Source organism: Amorphus sp. 3PC139-8, assembly GCF_040750475.1.
GTDB lineage: Bacteria > Pseudomonadota > Alphaproteobacteria > Rhizobiales > Amorphaceae > Amorphus.
In genome coordinates this window covers 45,420-62,527 of record NZ_JABJVY010000004.1, presented here as the reverse complement: position 1 = coordinate 62,527, position 17,108 = coordinate 45,420, and the positions used below count along the sequence as shown (strand labels likewise).

Annotated in this window: 12 protein-coding genes; 11 read left to right on the top strand and 1 reads right to left on the bottom strand. The window is 65.5% G+C overall.

The features are described 5' to 3' along the window. Positions 1-172 precede the first annotated feature (172 nt). From HNS03_RS05620 to HNS03_RS05570, 11 genes are all read left to right on the top strand, one after another. Positions 173-619 carry an RT0821/Lpp0805 family surface protein gene (locus HNS03_RS05620; protein ID WP_367193715.1) on the top strand — a complete coding sequence of 149 codons (447 nt, stop codon included), beginning with the start codon at positions 173-175 and terminating at the stop codon, positions 617-619. 110 nt (positions 620-729) lie between these two features. Further along, complete coding sequence (ccmI, locus tag HNS03_RS05615) at positions 730-1,866, top strand: c-type cytochrome biogenesis protein CcmI (protein WP_367193714.1); 1,137 nt, start codon at positions 730-732, stop codon at positions 1,864-1,866. A 92-nt stretch (positions 1,867-1,958) separates the two neighbouring features. Next, positions 1,959-2,408 carry a cytochrome c maturation protein CcmE gene (gene ccmE, locus HNS03_RS05610; protein ID WP_367193713.1) on the top strand — a complete coding sequence of 150 codons (450 nt, stop codon included), beginning with the start codon at positions 1,959-1,961 and terminating at the stop codon, positions 2,406-2,408. Positions 2,409-2,457: 49 nt separating this feature from the next. Then, entirely contained in the window at positions 2,458-4,440 is a 1,983-nt protein-coding gene (locus tag HNS03_RS05605) for a heme lyase CcmF/NrfE family subunit (protein ID WP_367193712.1), read from the top strand. Next, positions 4,437-4,922 carry a cytochrome c-type biogenesis protein gene (locus HNS03_RS05600; RefSeq protein ID WP_367193711.1) on the top strand — a complete coding sequence of 162 codons (486 nt, stop codon included), beginning with the start codon at positions 4,437-4,439 and terminating at the stop codon, positions 4,920-4,922. Before HNS03_RS05605 ends, HNS03_RS05600 begins: the two co-directional genes overlap by 4 nt. A 44-nt stretch (positions 4,923-4,966) precedes the next feature. Further along, positions 4,967-6,208 carry an alpha/beta fold hydrolase gene (locus HNS03_RS05595; protein ID WP_367193710.1) on the top strand — a complete coding sequence of 414 codons (1,242 nt, stop codon included), beginning with the start codon at positions 4,967-4,969 and terminating at the stop codon, positions 6,206-6,208. 407 nt (positions 6,209-6,615) lie between these two features. Next, positions 6,616-8,139: a Do family serine endopeptidase gene (locus HNS03_RS05590; RefSeq protein ID WP_367193709.1), complete on the top strand. Its 1,524-nt coding sequence runs from the start codon at positions 6,616-6,618 to the stop codon at positions 8,137-8,139. Between the two features lie 236 nt (positions 8,140-8,375). Then, positions 8,376-9,056, top strand: coding sequence for a winged helix-turn-helix domain-containing protein (locus HNS03_RS05585; RefSeq protein ID WP_367193708.1), 681 nt, complete (start codon positions 8,376-8,378; stop codon positions 9,054-9,056). Then, entirely contained in the window at positions 9,040-10,470 is a 1,431-nt protein-coding gene (locus tag HNS03_RS05580) for an ATP-binding protein (protein ID WP_367193891.1), read from the top strand. Before HNS03_RS05585 ends, HNS03_RS05580 begins: the two co-directional genes overlap by 17 nt. A 61-nt stretch (positions 10,471-10,531) precedes the next feature. Beyond that, positions 10,532-13,552 carry a bifunctional [glutamine synthetase] adenylyltransferase/[glutamine synthetase]-adenylyl-L-tyrosine phosphorylase gene (locus tag HNS03_RS05575; RefSeq protein WP_367193707.1) on the top strand — a complete coding sequence of 1,007 codons (3,021 nt, stop codon included), beginning with the start codon at positions 10,532-10,534 and terminating at the stop codon, positions 13,550-13,552. Positions 13,553-13,754: 202 nt separating this feature from the next. Further along, entirely contained in the window at positions 13,755-14,531 is a 777-nt protein-coding gene (locus HNS03_RS05570; protein WP_367193706.1) for an EF-hand domain-containing protein, read from the top strand. 87 nt (positions 14,532-14,618) lie between these two features. Here the strand turns inward: HNS03_RS05570 and HNS03_RS05565 are convergent, their stop codons facing one another. Continuing rightward, positions 14,619-17,030 carry an ATP-binding protein gene (locus HNS03_RS05565; protein ID WP_367193705.1) on the bottom strand — a complete coding sequence of 804 codons (2,412 nt, stop codon included), beginning with the start codon at positions 17,028-17,030 and terminating at the stop codon, positions 14,619-14,621. Positions 17,031-17,108 lie beyond the last annotated feature (78 nt).

Below are 17,108 nucleotides of genomic sequence, written 5' to 3'. Positions count from 1 at the left end.
CCCGCTCCAAGATGTTGGCGATGCGCCAGAGCGCGTAAGCGCCTATCCCTTCGCGCGACAGTGGCGTATCCGTGCCACACCCCTCGGCTCACGTCATTGCAAGGGGTTGTGCAGACGCAATTCGGTCACCAAGGTGTGGCAGACACTTTTTCGCCCACCTTCCAAGTTCGCTATGATGCCCGTCGCCGAACTCCTCCGCCCGTTCAGGCCTCGCCCGCGGACGCGCTTCGTCCGCTTCGCCGGTGTGCTGGCGCTGGCGATGGTCGCGGCTGCCTGCACGACCACCGACACATCGGACTCGTCGAACGGCGATGATGCGGACAAGGTGCAAGGCTCGTTGATTGCCGACGACCAGACCTTGGGGTTGACCGCGGACGATCGGCTGGTGGCGCTCAGGGCGGAATTTCGGGCGCTGGAGGCCACGCCTGCGGGCGCTGCCGTTTCCTGGCGCAATCCCGGTACCGGCCACGCCGGCGATATCCGTCCGGGTCCAGCCTATCAGGTGAACACCCAGAGCTGCCGCGACTACACCCATACGGTCACGGCCGACGGCGAACCGGCGCGCTTCCAGTCAACGGCCTGCCGCAGCCCCGAGGGCGAATGGTTCATCGTCACTTGACGCGAATGTGACTAGGGAACCCCCGCCGTTCGCCATGGGCTGACGAAACGCCGCGTCTTGATCTGTTTGGAATCGCTTCCATCTCCGGACGATCCAAATTAGGAGGGCGCATGGTGTTTTGGGTCCTCTCCGTCCTGTTGACTGCGGTCGCGGTGTTCGCGGTGCTCTGGCCGATGTCTCGACGCAACGGGCACGACGGCGCAGAGTCCGATCCCGATGTGGCGGTCTATCGCGACCAGCTCGTCGAACTCGACCGCGACGTCGATCGCGGTGTGATCGGTGCCGGCGAGGCGGAAGCCGCGCGCACGGAAGTGGCAAGGCGGCTTTTGAGGGCGAGCCGCGCTGCCCGCGAAGCGACGACGCCGAGCCGGATCCGCCGGCGGGCAGTGGTGATCGTCGCCCTGGTCGCGGTGCCGCTGGTCGCGGCTATTATCTATGCCCGCCTCGGCGACCCGAGCTATCCCGATCAGCCGCGCGCGGCGCGGCTTTCCGCCTCGTCCGACGATGCCCAGGGACTGCCGGCGCTGGTCGCCAAGGTGGAGGACCATCTTGCCCAGGATCCGGACGACGCTCGCGGCTGGGCCGTGCTGGGCCCGGTCTATCTCCGCCTGGGACGGCCCAACGACGCCGTCGCCGCCTACGAGAACGCGATCCGGTTGGGGACGGCGACGGCCGAACTCTATGCAGGGCTCGGAGAGGCGGTTACCCAATTGAACGGAGGCGTGGTCACGGACGCCGCCGCCGCGGCGTTCGAGCAGGCGCGCGCGCTGGATCCGGACGCGGTGAAGCCGCGCTTCTTCCTGGCGCTGGGACTGAGCCAGGCCGGCCGGACGCAGGAGGCGACGGAGGCCTGGCGCGCGCTGATCGCCTCGGCGGACGGGGCCGAACCATGGCTTCCGATCGCGCGGCAGCAGCTCGCCATGTTGACCGGGGAAGAGGCGCAGCCGGCCGCACCTGGGCCGTCCGCTCCGGGGCCGAGCGCCGCCGAGGTTGAGGCGGCGGCCGAGATGAGCGACGCTGATCGTCGGGCGATGGTCGAAGGCATGGTGTCGCGACTTGCGACCCGGCTTGCCGAAGAGGGCGGCAGCGTGGACGAATGGATCCGCCTGATGCGGGCCTATCAGGTGATCGGCCAGACCGACGAGGCAGCCCAGGCTGCGCGCTCGGCGAAGGCGGCCTATAGCGATCAGCCTGAGGCACAAGCGCGCATCGAGGCGACAGAACGCCAACTTGGCCTAAATCAATAACCGTTCTATGGAAGCGGAGTAGGGCTGGCGCGTATGCTCAATGCCGGCAAGCCGTTTTGTAACTGGATCGCGACGGCACGGACGGGACTTGGATGACCAGAAAGCAGCGGCGACTGACATTCATCGGCGTTGTGGGCGCGGTGCTGGTCGCCGCGGTCGGGCTGGTGTTTGCCGCGATGGGTGACAAGGTCGCCTTCTTCAAGACGCCGAGCGAATTGCACGCAATGCTGCCGGATCCGGACCGGCGCATCCGTCTCGGCGGGCTTGTGGAGGACGGCTCGCTCGACCGCGGCCACGACACCACCGTCACCTTCCGCGTCACCGACCTGAATGACGAGGTCACGGTAACCTACACCGGCATCCTTCCGGACCTGTTTCGCGAGGGCCAGGGCGTGGTCGCCGAAGGCGTGCTGACCGAGGGCGGCGTGTTCAAGGCCGATACCGTGCTGGCGCGCCACGACGAGACCTATATGCCCAAGGAAGTCGCGGACGCGCTGAATGAGCAGAACCACTATTTCGAGAGCGAGACCGCCACCCGGTGATGGGGTAGCCTCGCCGCGAACCAGAAATGACCGGCAGGAGCGTCCTTGAATGTTGAACGAGCTCGGCCACTACACCCTGGTTCTCGCGCTGACCATGGCGCTGGTGCAGTCCGTGGTGCCGTTGGCGGGCGCGCGGGTGCGCGACGAGCAACTCATGCGGGTGGCGGAGCCGGTAGCAGGCGTCTTGTTCCTGCTCGTCGGGCTGTCCTTTGCGATCCTGACGGTCGCCTATATCCGCTCCGACTTTTCGCTGCTGAACGTCTTTGAGAATTCCCACTCGGCGAAGCCGCTGATCTTCAAGATCTCCGGCGTTTGGGGCAATCACGAAGGCTCCATGCTGTTGTGGGTGCTGATCCTGGCCCTCTTCAGCGGGCTGGTGGCCGCTTTCGGCGGCTCGTTGCCCCGGCCGTTGAAGGCCACGGTGCTCTCCGTTCAGGCCTGGATCCTGTTCGCCTTCCTGCTCTTCATTCTGGCCACGTCTAATCCGTTCACCCGGCTTTCGCCGGCGCCGCTGGAAGGCCAGGATCTCAATCCGATCCTTCAGGATATCGGTCTCGCGATCCATCCGCCGCTGCTCTATCTCGGCTATGTCGGTTTCTCGATCGCCTTCTCCTTTGCCGTTGCGGCACTGATCGAAGGCCGCATCGACGCCGCCTGGGCGCGCTGGGTCCGGCCGTGGACGTTGCTTGCCTGGGTCTTCCTTACCCTGGGCATCGCGATGGGCTCCTACTGGGCCTACTACGAACTCGGCTGGGGCGGTTGGTGGTTCTGGGACCCGGTGGAGAACGCCTCCTTCATGCCGTGGCTCGCCGGGACGGCGCTGCTTCACTCGGCAATCGTGATGGAGAAGCGCGACGCGTTGAAGATCTGGACCATTCTGCTCGCGATCCTGACCTTTTCGCTGTCGCTGCTGGGCACCTTCCTGGTGCGCTCGGGCGTGCTGACCTCCGTTCACGCGTTCGCCACCGATCCGACGCGGGGCGTGTTCATTCTTGCGCTTCTGGTGCTTTTCATCGGCGGGTCGCTGGCGCTCTATGCGTGGCGAGCGCCGCTCTTGAAGCCCGGCGGCGTGTTCGCGCCGATCAGCCGGGAAGGGGCGCTGGTCTTCAACAACCTGTTCCTCACTGCGGCCTGTGCGACGGTGCTGGTCGGGACGCTCTATCCGCTGGTGTTGGAAGCGCTCACGGGCCAGAAGATTTCCGTTGGCGCGCCCTTCTTCAATCTGACCTTCGGTCCGCTGATGATCCCGCTCTTGATCGCGGTGCCATTTGGGCCGCTGCTGGCCTGGAAGCGCGGCGATATCAAGGGCGTCCTGCAACGTTTGTGGATGGCGCTCGCCGCCGCCGTCTTGGCGATCGCGGTTGTGGCGTGGCTCGCGGGCGCCGACAAATTCCTGGCTGCGCTGGGCGTCGGGCTTGCGGTTTGGCTGATGGTCGGGGCGCTCGCGGAGCTCGCCTTCCGGATCAAGCTCGGGCGCGAGGCCATCGGCGTGTCGCTCCGGCGCCTGACTGGACTGCCTCGATCGGCTTTCGGCACCACGCTCGGCCATTTCGCGCTCGGACTGACCCTGCTCGGGATCGTGGCGGGAACGGCGTTCGAAACCGAACGCATCCTGGTGATGAAGCCGGGCGACACCGTGGACGTGGCCGGCTACACGCTCGCCTTCCAGGGCATGGAGCCGGAGGTCGGGCCGAACTACCGCCAGGATGTCGCCGTTTTCAATGTGTTCTCGGGCGGGCGCGGTGTCGCGGAACTCCGGCCGGCCAAGCGGCTTTATACCGCCCGGCAGATGCCGACCACGGAAGCGGCGATCCACACCCGCGGCTTGTCGCAGCTTTACGTCTCCCTCGGTGATCAGAAAGAGGGTGGGGGCATCGTCGTGCGGGCCTACCAGAAGCCGTTGATCCTGTTGATCTGGCTCGGCCCCGTGGTGATGGCGCTCGGGGGCTTCGTGTCGCTCTCCGACCGTCGTCTCAGGATCGGGGCGCCGAAGCCGGCCAAGGCCCGGGTCTCCAGCGGAGCGCAGGCATGATTCGGGGAGCGCGTGCGATCGCCGCGGCCGGGCTTCTGCTTCTCGGCCTCGCCTTGCCGGCGGTCGCGGTCCAGCCGGACGAAATGCTGGACAATCCGAAGCTTGAGGCGCGGGCGCGCGAGCTCTCGGAAGAGCTGCGCTGCCTGGTCTGCCAGAATGAATCCATTGACGCTTCGAACGCTCCGCTCGCCCGCGATATCCGGATCCTTTTGCGTGAACGTATCAAGGCCGGCGACAGCGACGAGCAGGTGATGGACTTTCTGGTTGCCCGCTACGGCGAATTCGTTCTCCTCAAGCCGCGCTTCAACGCCCATACGTGGCTTTTGTGGCTCACCCCGGTGCTGGTTCTTGTGGCCGGCGGGCTGGTTGCGGCGTTCGGATTGCGCCGGCGCCGATCGGCAGGTTCCGCGCCGCTCAGTGCCAGCGAAGAGGCCGAGCTGGAGACGCTGTTGAACGGCTCGTCGAACGAGGCCGGGCGCTGATCGGATTAGCCCCCGCCTGCGGACACCTTCAAACGGAGACGAAGATGCAGGGTGCGCGCGAAAAGCTGGAGATCGAAGGCGGCCTCGGCGCCAAGCTGGCCGCACGGATCGACCGTCCGGTGAGCCCGCCACGTGCCTATGCACTGTTTGCCCATTGCTTCACCTGCTCCAAGGATATTGCCGCTGCCCGCGCGATCTCCGCGGCGCTCGTTCAAGCGGGAATCGCGGTGGTCCGCTTCGATTTCACTGGCCTCGGCTCCTCCGATGGCGAGTTCGCGTCCACCAACTTCTCCTCCAACATCGCCGATCTCCGCGCCGTCGCCGATCACATGCGCGACCATCTGGGGGCGCCGCAGCTTCTGGTCGGCCACTCGCTCGGCGGGGCTGCGGTCCTGGCGGCGGCCGGCGAAATCGAGGAGGTCCGCGCGGTTGCGGTGATCGGGGCGCCGGCGGATGCCGAGCATGTCGTGCGAACCTTCGCCGCCGACCTCGATCGCATCGAGGCGGAAGGCCAGGCGGAGGTGACGCTGGCGGGCCGCACGTTCACGATCCGCCGGCAGTTCCTGGAGGATCTCGAAGGCCACGCGCTCGCCGACCGGGTGGCGGCGATGAGAAAGGCGCTTTTGATCCTGCAGGCGCCGCTCGACGAGACCGTCGGGATCGACAATGCCAGCAAGATCTTCGCCGCCGCCAAACACCCGAAAAGCTTCGTCTCCCTGGATGATGCCGACCATCTTCTGACCAATCCGCGCGACGGGGCTTATGCGGGCGGCGTGATCGCGGCCTGGGTCGAGCGCTATCTCGATGTGGAGATGGCGGCGGACGAGGAGAACGTGTCCGACACCGTTGTGGTCGAAGAGACGGGGGAGGGCCGGTTCCAGAACCGGGTGCTGATTGGACGGCATCGTCTCATCGCCGACGAACCGGAGAAGGTCGGAGGCAACGATACCGGCCCGTCGCCATACGATTATCTGTCGATTGCACTCGGCGCCTGCACCACGATGACGCTCCGGATGTATGCCGAGCACAAGGGGCTTGAGCTCGATCAGGTGTCCGTCGCGGTCTCCCACGACAAGGTGCATGCGGAAGACTGCGAGGGGTGCGCGAAGGAATTCGCAGATCGAAGCGGCAAGATCGACCGGTTCGTCCGCCGCTTGACGATTCGCGGCGAGCTGGATGCGTCGACGCGCGCGCGCCTTCTGCAGATCGCCGACAAGTGCCCCGTGCACCGGACGCTGACCCAGGGAGCGGCGGTGATCACCCTGGACAGCGAAAGCCGGAAATAGCGCCAGTCCGAGCGCGGATTTATGGGTCCTGAGTCTAGGTTCGTTCAGGTTTCCATGACACTATCAAACAATAATAACCCTTTGTTTTGATGTATTTCTGGACGGTCAACCGATTTTCACTTGGTATGGACGTGCTCTAGAGCCTTTTTCGCTCAGGTGGAAACATCTGAGCGATAAGAAATATCTTTAAATACAATAATCTGAAAAAGTTCTGATTGTTCAAATTGATTCAACTTGAACGGGATCTGCTCCAGGGGGCAGAACGAAGAAAGCCCGCCACCTTACCAAATCGTCATTTTCCGGACAGCGAGCTGTAAGGCGCGCTCCTTCAAATATGGATCCAACGAGATCGCACGGCCGGATGGCCGGATCCGTTCAAGGTCCATATTCGTCCCGGAGAAAGCTACATGACGATGGCTCCGAACACGTCACGCAAACGCGGCGCCAACCTTTTCGCACGGCGGCGTCGCCAGCTGGCCGTTGGCACGGTCGCGCTCGGCGTTGCCGGCGTGATGGCCGCCGATATGATCATTGCGCCGCCGACCCCGGCGAACGCGGAAAACCTGTCGGCCAATGTCACCCAGCAGCGCGCGCCGGGCTTCGCCGACATCGTCGAGCGGGTGAGCCCCGCCGTCGTGTCCATCCGCGTGAAAACCGACGCCGGCCCCGAACTTTCCAACTTCGGGGGCATGCCGGAAGGCAGCCCGTTCGAGCGCTTCTTCAAGCAGTTTGAAGATCAGTTCGGCAACCAGATGCCCCAGCAGCGCGACGACCGTCGCCGCCACCACTATGCCATGGGGCAGGGCTCGGGCTTCATCATCTCGTCCGACGGCTACATCGTCACCAACAACCACGTGGTGGATCGTGCCGAAGAAGTCACCGTCGTGATGAGCGACGGCAAGACCTACGACGGCAAGGTGATCGGCACCGACGACAAGACCGATCTGGCGCTGGTCAAGATCGACATCGACGAGGCGCTGCCCTTCGTCACCTTTACCGACAAGGACATTCGCGTCGGCGACTGGGTGGTGGCCGTCGGCAACCCGTTCGGTCTTGGTGGCACTGTGACCGCCGGCATCGTGTCGGCCCGTGGCCGCGAGATCGGCGCCGGTCCGTACGACGACTTCATCCAGATCGACGCGCCCATCAACAAGGGCAACTCCGGCGGGCCGACCTTCAATCTGGACGGTCAGGTTGTCGGTGTGAACACGGCGATCTACTCGCCCTCCGGAGGCTCGGTCGGGATCGGCTTCGCCATTCCCGCCTCGATCGCCCAGCAGGTGATTGAGGATCTGAAGGACGATGGCGAGGTCACGCGTGGCTGGCTCGGTGTGCAGATCCAGCCGGTGACGCCGGACATCGCCGATTCGCTCGGCCTGGAGGAGATCCAGGGCGCGCTGGTCGCCCAGCCCCAGGAGGATAGCCCGGCGACCAAGGCGGGCATCAAGGCCGGTGACGTGATCCTGTCGGTCAACGGCGAAGCCGTCGAGAATCCGCGCGATCTCGCCCGTACCATCGCCTCCAAGGCGCCCGGCACCGAAGTGACGATCGGCGTCTGGCGGGATGGGGCCAAGCAGGACGTGTCGGTGGACCTCGGAACGCTGGATCCCTCCAAGCTGGCCCAGATGACCCCGGGCGTGGAGCCGGGCACCGACCTGTCGTTCGGCATGCGGCTTGCGCCGGCTGACGAGATGGGTGTCGACGAGAGCGGCGTGGCCGTGGTCGAGCTCGATCCCGATGGTGTGGCAGCCGAAAAGGGCTTCAAGGTTGGCGATGTCATTCTGAATGCCGGTGGCGAAGCGGTTCGCTCGCCCGCCGACATCAAGAAGAGCATCGAGGTTGCCGAAAAGGAAGGACGTAAGGCGGTTCTCTTCCGCGTCCGCTCCGGCGATCAGATCCGCTTCGTGGCCCTACCAGTCGACAAGGCCTGACCGGTCGCAACCGGACTGTGAGACGCGGAACCAGCCGCGTCTCCGCCCTCCGCAATCAATTCGGTGTCGTTGTTGGCTCCCGTCGCCCCCGCCGACTCGACACCGTAGGGCGGCAGATCGCGCAAGCGGTCTGCCGTCCGACTTTTCTCCTCCCCAATACGTCATAGGTTCGAGGTGGCACGAGCGCTGTGCTTGAGATCTGTTGCAGCCCGGAAATCGGCAGTGTAACGGAGGCCATGCGCATTCTTCTGATTGAAGACGATGCCGATGCCGCCGGATTTCTCGCGCGTGGCCTCAAAGAGGCCGGGCACGTGGTGGACGTGGCGCGGGACGGTACCTCCGGGGCGGATCTTGCGGCCGTGAACGAGTACGATGTGCTCGTCGTCGATCGCATGCTGCCGGGCCGCGATGGCCTCTCCATCGTGGAAGAGCGCCGCTCCACGGGCGACGTCACTCCGATCCTCATTCTTTCCGCGCTCGGCCAGGTCGACGACCGCGTAAAAGGTTTGCGTTCCGGCGGCGACGACTATCTCGCCAAGCCCTATGCCTTTTCGGAGCTGCTCGCCCGGGTCGAGGCACTGGGCCGTCGCCAGAAGCCGATTCAGGCGGAAACCGCCTACAAGGTCGGCGATCTGGAGCTCGACCGGCTTTCCCACACCGTGATGCGGGCCGGCCAGTCGATTCCGCTGCAGCCGCGCGAATTCCGCCTGCTGGAATATCTGATGCAGCATGCCGGGCAGGTGGTGACGCGGACGATGCTTCTGGAGAATGTCTGGGACTATCACTTCGATCCCCAGACCAACGTGATCGACGTGCACGTCTCCCGGCTTCGCTCCAAGATCGACAAGGGGTTCGAGCGCCAGCTTTTGCACACCGTTCGCGGAGCCGGCTATGTCATACGTGACGACGCTCGGTAGGCTGCTGCGGACCACCGCGGTCAAGCTTACGCTCGTCTATCTGGCTGTGTTCACGGCGCTTCTGGCGGGTGTGATCGTCTATATCTTCACCACGGCCGACGACCTGCTCGACCGCCAGCTCCGCGAGACCATCGATGCGGAAATTCGCGGGCTGTCCGAGCAATATCGCGCGCGAGGGCTGACCGGGCTCGTCAAGGCGGTGGAGCGGCGCTCGGTGGCGCCGGGCGCGAGCCTCTATCTGATCACCGATTTTGCCGGCAATCGCATCGCCGGCAACATCGACAGCCTCACACAGTCCTATCTCGCGACGCCCGACGGCGAGGCGCGGCCGGTACTCTATATCCGGCTTGGTGCGGGCACCGAGGCGGAAGAGGGCGATCCCCGCCGCGCGCTCGTGCGTGTGTTCGTGCTCCCCGGCGGCTTTCGCCTGCTGGTCGGGCGCGACCTGGAGGAGCGCTACGATTTCCGCGTGATCATCATCCAGGCGGCGCAATGGGCGCTGATCGCGGCGATCGTGTTCGGGCTGCTGAGCTTCTTGGTGGTGTCGCGGCGGGTCCTGAAACGGATCGACGGCATTTCGGCGGCGACCAACCGGATCGTGGCCGGCGATCTGTCCCGCCGGCTTCCGATCGCCGGCAGCGGCGACGAGTTCGACCGCCTGGCGGAAAGTCTGAACGCGATGCTGGAGCGGATCGAAAGCCTGCACGAAGGGTTGCGGCGGGTCTCCGAAAACATTGCCCACGATCTCAAGACCCCGCTGACCCGGCTGCGAATTCAGGCGGAATCCGCGCTGCGTCGTGCCCAGTCGGAAGACGAGTTGCGCGAGGCGCTGCATGCGACGATCGAGGAATCGGAAAGCCTGATCAAGACGTTCGACGCACTGTTGATGATCGCGCGAGCCGATGCGGGCTCTGCCCAGGTCAGCCTGCAAACGGTGGATCTTGCCGCGATCGCTCGGGATCTGGGCGAGCTCTACGAGCCGGTCGCGGAAGAGGCGGGCGTCACGCTGAAGGTCGAGGCGCCGGAGACGGCGGAAATTTCCGCCAACCGGGAACTCGTCGGCCAGGCGCTGGCAAACCTGGTGGACAACGCCATCAAGCATGGCGTGCGCGATCGGGCGGACGGCGCCGAGGTGACGATCCGAGTGGAGGAGGACGATGGCCACGTTGCGCTGACCGTGTCCGACAACGGTCCCGGTATTGCACCCGACGACCGGGAGCGGGTCATCGGCCGCTTCGTGCGGTTGGAGGCGAGCCGGACCACGCCGGGGTCCGGTCTCGGCTTGAGCCTGGTCGATGCAATTGCCAATGTGCACAGCGGCCGATTCGAGCTCGGCGATGCCAAGCCCGGATTGAAGGCGACGCTCGTGCTGCCGAAGCAGTCCGCGGCTTCGCCGACAGCCAGATCCGGATGACGACGCGGGAGCCGGTTTTCCGATCGGGCGGCGTCGCAAGATAGGACCCACGACGATCATCATGACCGGCTCTGCCTCTTCCGACGATCGATCCAGCACCATTGAGCGCGATGCCGGCGAGCAATCGGCGTCTACGTCCGGTCGGCAGTCCGCTCTCGCCGCACGCCTGTCGGAGACGATCGCCGCCGATCCCGATCGGGTCGCCGCCATCGACGAGGAGCTGGATGGACTCTCCGACAAGGTCGGACCCGCCTGGACCGACCTGATCGAAGCTGGGCCGGATCTGCGGCCCTTCCTGGCAGGTGTCTTTTCCAACAGCCCCTTTCTGCGCGACATCGCGTTCGGGGACCCCGCGCTGCTCGTGCGGCTTATGAGCGAGGCGCCCGAGCGCTCGTTGGAGGCGCTGCTTGCCCGGATGGCAGAGCCGGCGCCCGACGAGACGGCGCTGATGACGCTGCTGCGCCGGGGGAAACGCGAGGCCGCCCTTCTGATCGCGCTGGCCGATCTTGCCGGCGCTTGGGCCCTGGAAGAGGTCACCGGCGCGCTCACGGCCTTTGCCGACGCCGCTGTTTCGGCGGCGGTTCGCCATCTTCTCCTGGATGCGCACTCGCGCGGAAAGCTTACGCTGCCCGATCCCGAACGCCCCGAGATCGGCTCCGGCTATATCGTGCTGGGAATGGGCAAGTACGGCGCAGGCGAGCTCAACTATTCCAGCGACATCGATCTGATCGTGTTCTTCGATGCCGAGCGGGTGGCGCTGGCCGACCCCGACGAGGCGTCCACGCTATTCGTGCGGATCACCCGCCGCCTCGTTCATATCCTGCAGGAGCGCACGGGCGACGGCTACGTGTTCCGCACCGACCTCCGCCTGCGGCCGGATCCGGGCGCGACGGCGGTGGCGCTGTCGGCGGTCGCCGCGTTGCACTACTACGAGGCGCTCGGCCAGAACTGGGAGCGCGCCGCCCTGATCAAGGCGCGTCCGGTGGCCGGCGATCGCGAGGCGGGCGAAGCCCTGCTCGCCGACATCGCGCCCTTTATCTGGCGGCGCTCCTTCGACTACGCGACCATTGCCGACGTTCACTCCATCAAGCGCCAGATCCATGCCGTGAAAGGTCATGGCCGGATCGCCGTCGCAGGACACAACATCAAGCTCGGGCGAGGGGGTATCCGCGAGATCGAGTTCTTCGTCCAGACCCAGCAGTTGATCGCGGGCGGGCGCAACCCGGATCTGCGCGGTCTGAAGACGCTGGAAATGCTGCGGGCGCTGGTCGAAGCCGGCTGGATCGACGAAGAGGTGCGCGGCGAACTCGATGAGGCTTACCGCTTCCTGCGCAAGGTGGAACACCGGCTGCAGATGATCGCCGACGAGCAGACCCATACGCTGCCGTCGTCGCCGGAGGCACTGGAGACCGTCGCGCGGCTCTCCGGCTTCGAGACGGTCGATGCGTTTTCCGCCGCGCTCCGGCCCTATCTGGAGCGGGTCCAGGGCCACTATGCGCAACTGTTCGAGGATGCGCCCAGCCTTTCCGGCGAGATCGGCAGCCTGGTCTTCACCGGCGACGAAGACGATCCGGAAACGCTGGAGACGTTGTCGGCGCTCGGCTTCAAGCGTCCGCAGGAGGTCACGCGAGCCATCCGGGCCTGGCATTTCGGCCGTTATCCGGCGACCCGTTCCGGACGTGGGCGCGAACTCCTGACCGAACTCGTACCGGTCATCCTTGATGCGCTGGCGCGCACCGACAACGCCGATGTGGCGTTCAATGCGTTCGACCGCTTCGTGAGCCAGCTTCCCGCAGGCGTGCAGCTATTCTCGTTGCTGAAATCGAATCCGACCCTGCTCGGCCTGCTTGCCACCATCATGGGCGCGGCGCCGAAGCTCGGCCAGACGCTGACGCGGCGTCCGCGCGTGCTGGATGCCGTACTGGATCCGGCTTTCTTCGGCGCATTGCCCGATGCCGACGAAACCGGCGCGCTCCTGGAACGCTCGCTGGCGGAATCCCGCTCCTACGAGGAGGCGCTCGACCGCGCCCGTATCTTCGGTCAGGAGCAAGTTTTCCTGGTCTCCGTTCGCGTTCTCAGCGGGACCATGTCGCCGGGCGACGCCGGGCACGCCTACGCACGGATCGCCGATGTTCTGGTCGACCATCTGCTCGCCCATGCCCAGGCGGAATTCGCCGAAACCCATGGCAAAGTGCCCGGCGGCGCGGTGGCGGTGCTGGCGCTCGGCAAGCTCGGTGGCAGCGAGATGACGGCGGCCTCCGATCTCGACCTGATCCTGCTCTACGATCACGATCCCGACGCCGATGGCTCCGACGGGCGCAAGGAGCTGGCGCCGAGCCAATACTACACCCGGCTGACCCAACGACTGGTCGCGGCGCTGTCAGCGCCGACGGCGGAGGGCACCCTCTACGAGGTCGATTTCCGGCTGAGGCCGTCCGGCAATGCCGGTCCTCTAGCGACCCGTCTTTCGGCATTCGAGGCTTATCAGTCCGGCGACGCCTGGGCTTGGGAGCACATGGCGTTGACCCGCGCCCGCGTGGTCGGTGGCGATGCCGCGCTCGGCGAGCGGGTCGACGCGATCGTGCGCGAGGTGCTGTCGCGGTCGCGCGACGTGGAGGCGCTGCGCACCGACGTGATCGAGATGCGCCGGCGCATCGAGCGGGAAAAGGGAACCAAGGACATCTGGGACTTGAAGCAGGTTGCCGGCGGGTTGGTCGATCTGGAGTTCATCGCCCAGTTCCTCCAGCTCGCCCATGCCCATGAGCATCCGGAGATCCTGTCCTCCAACACGGAGACGGCATTGCGGGCAGCGGTTGCGGCCGGATGTCTGGACCGAGCCTCTGGCGAAATCCTGATGCCTGCGACCAGGCTCTACCAGGCGCTGACCCAGATCCTGCGGCTTTCCGTCGACGGTCCGTTCAAGCCGGACGCCGCACCAAAGGGCGTGCAGGATCTTCTGATCCGTGCGGTCGACGCGCCGGATTTTTCCCGCCTCCAGGCCGAGCTGACGGAGACCCAGGCCGCCGTGCGCCGGACCTTCGAGACAGTGGTTGGGCCGCTTGCCGCACCCGAGAAAAGCTGAACGAGTGAAGGCGGTGGTGAACGGAAAAGTGGCTCCCTCTTTTCCGTTCGAAATTGCGCCGGACGCCGCGTAGGCCTTTCGCGCTCCTTGCGTTTGATCCTGTGAACCGGCCGAGACGCGAGATGGCGGCCGGACGTTTTCCGGCAGGCCGCCGACGGCCGATTGCCAGGCGGACTGAACAGGCATCCAAGGAGCCAGATCAATGACATTTCGTGGAGTTTCCAAGGTCGCGCTTGCGGCCGCGCTCGCCTTCACCGCGGTGCCCGCCACGGTCGCATTCGCTCAAGATCAGGAGACGCCGACCGCCGAAGCGCCGGCCGGTCCGCCGTCGACCGGACGGCCCGGTCCGGGTTTCCGCAGCGGCCGCGGGCCGATGGGCGGAATGATGATGAAGCGTTTCGATAGCGACGGCGACGGCAACCTCACCATCGAAGAGTTTTCCGTGATCGGAGAGGGGCCGATCGCCCGTTTCGATACCGATGGAGACGGCTCGATCACCTCTGAGGAAATCGATGCGGTGATCCTGGAGCGGATGGTCGAGCGCCGACGTCAGCGCGTCCTGGATCGGTTCGATCTCAACGGCGACGGGACCATTTCCGCCGAAGAGCTTACGCGCCAGCGCGAGAAGATGTTTGCGCTCATGGACCGTAACGACGACGGCGTCGTGGATGCCAAGGAACGCAGAATGTTCCGCAAGGCCATGCGCGAGATGGGCATGATGGGCGGCCACGGACCTCGCGGCATGGGGCCGCAAGGCAAGCACGCCGGTCCTGGCCCGCGTGGCAAGGACGATTGCGGCCCCCGTGGCGGCTATCATCACGGCTGGCGCCACCATGACGGTCAAAGCCCGCGCTGGAGCGGACATGGTCCCGGCTGGGGCGGTCATCATCGCGGCTGGTCCGGCGACGGTCCGCGCGGTCCGGCCTGGTGGCAGGACAACACCGACAGCGGGGATCAGTCCGACGACGCCTCCGAGTAAAGCCGGACACTGAGACCAAGAAGAAAGCCGGGTGCGGATTTCTCCGCCCCGGCTTTTTTGTCGTCCGACAGATACGGCGACGGAAAATTACGCCGTCTTGGGCTTCGACTTGGGCTCGCGCGGCAGATGGACGGTGACGACGGTTCCCTCGCCGATCTCCGACTGGATCTCCATGGTGCCGCCGTGCATCTCCACCAGAGAGCGCGCGATGGCAAGGCCCAGCCCGGAGCCTTGATGGGTCTTGGTGAACTGGTTCTCCACCTGCACGAACGGCTTGCCCAGGCGCTCCACTTCGCGTTTCGGGATGCCGATGCCGGTGTCCTCCACCGAGACGATGATCGCGTGGTGCTCCAGCCGGGCGCGAACGGTGACGCGGCCGCTTTCCGGCGTGAACTTCACGGCATTCGACATCAGGTTCAGAAGGATCTGCTTCATCGCCCGACGATCGACGTTGATGCGCATCTGCGGCGCGATGGAGGAGGCGAGCACGATATCCTTCTCGCGCGCCGTCGGCGTCATGATGCGGGTTGCCTCGCCGACCAACTCCTCCAGGTCGACGGCCTCCACCGAGATGTCCACCTGGCCGGCCTCGATCCGCGACATGTCGAGAATGTCGTTGATCACGCCGAGCAGGTAGGTGCCGGAATGGTGGATGTCGTTGCAGTATTCTGAGTACTTCTCCGACCCGAGCGGGCCGAACATGCTCTGCTGCATGATCTCCGAGAAGCCAATGATGGCGTTGAGTGGCGTCCGGAGTTCGTGGGAGATGTTGGCCAGGAACTCCGATTTCGCGCGGTTGGCTTCCTCGGCGCGGGTCTTCTCCTCGGCATATTTTTCGGCGAGCTCGACGAGCTGGCGAGCTTGGCTCTCTAGCTTCTGGCGGGACTGGCGCAGGTCCACGACCGTGGCGCGAAGCTGGCGTTCGCTCTCCATCAACCGTTCTTCGTGGCGCTTCAGCGCCGAAATGTCGGTGCCGACCGAGACGAAGCCGCCGTCCTTGGTGCGGCGTTCGTTGATCTGCAGCCAGCGGCCGTCGCCGAGCTCCGCTTCGTAGGAGCGGGCGCCTTCCTCCGTCTCGATCATCTCCGGCGGCGTCTGGCTGGAAACGATCGGCTGGCGGGCGGCCTGCATGACGGCCTGATACGGGCTGCCGGGGCGGATCGCCTCTTCCGGCAGGTTGTGCAACTGCTGATATTTCGAGTTGCACATGACCAGGCGATTTTCCGCGTCCCATAGGACGAATGCCTCCGACACCGTTTCGATCGCGTCGCGCAGGCGCAGGTCGGCAGTTGCCGAGCGTTCCGCCATCAGCTTCTGCTCGGTGATGTCGAGGGCGATGCCGATCAGGTGCGGGGTTTCCTGGGGGCTGTCTGAGACGAGTTCGGCGCGGAAGCGCAGCCAAATCCAGCGACCGTCCGCATGTCGCATCCGAAACGCGCGGTCCAGGACGGACGTCTGGGTTTCCAGCATGGTCTCGGCAATGGCGTAGAGATCGCCATCGTCGGGATGCATCAGCGCGGCGACCTCGCGGAAGCCGAGAAGGTCGTCCTTCGGCGGCAGTCCCAGCACCTGGTACATGGACGCGGTCCAGAACATCCGCCCGCGGGCGAGATCCCAGTCGAACAGGCCGCAGCGGCCACGGGTCAGCGCAGTGTCGATCCGCGTCCGCGTCGCCTCGTAGATCTGGTCGGCGCTGCGCGCCCGCGTCGACTGGGCGTAGAAGGCGTAGACCAACACGAGGATCACGCCGGAGGTGCAGACGAACAGCGTGACGTTGGCGGAAAGATCCTGGCGCCAACGCAGGAACACGGATTCCACCGGCTGCGTCAGGGCGACCATCCCGACATCGCCGGCCAGATGATGCACGGTGGCATAGGTGTGGTCGTCTAGGCTATGCGGAGTGATGTCCAGCACGCCGGCGCGCGAGCCGAAGGTGGTCAGCGGTTGGTTGGTGCCGAGCAGCGCGGTGAGGTTCTGGCCGATCAGCTCCGGCCGATAGGGCGCGGTCGCGACGATGACCTCGTCGGCATTGGCCACGGCGATCTGGCGATCGTTGCGCGTGGCGCCCGTCGGCAGGGCATCGGCGAGCGCGGTGCCCACCCGAGCGTCGTCGAAGGCGCCGTTCCCGTCGGAAAGGGCAGCCGAAAGCTCGGCGGAGACCGCGCTTGCCATCAAGCCGAGTTCGGAGCGGGCTGCTTCTTCCGTCGCCTCATAGTCGGCCACGATAACGGCGATGCGATAGGCCGCGATCACCAGCACGAAAATGATCGTCAGGAACGGGATCGCGCGCCGGAATAGCGGTTCGGTCTGGAGAAGCTGATAGTAGCCGGGCGCAGCCAGCAGCCGGACATGGCCGCTCAGGCCTTCCGACGGCGCGGCCTGATCGCCTTCCGCGTCGGGGGCTAGGATCTTCTGCAGTCGACCGCGGACCGCACTCGACAGCCACGAAATATGCGAGCGACGTCGAATGGTCGCGTGGGACGCCCCCGCGCGCGCCATGGCAAGATCCCCTGAAACTGGCTTGATTCTGCTATTGAATCGCGCTTGCTAGCGCCGAATCATTTGCATTTGAATCGA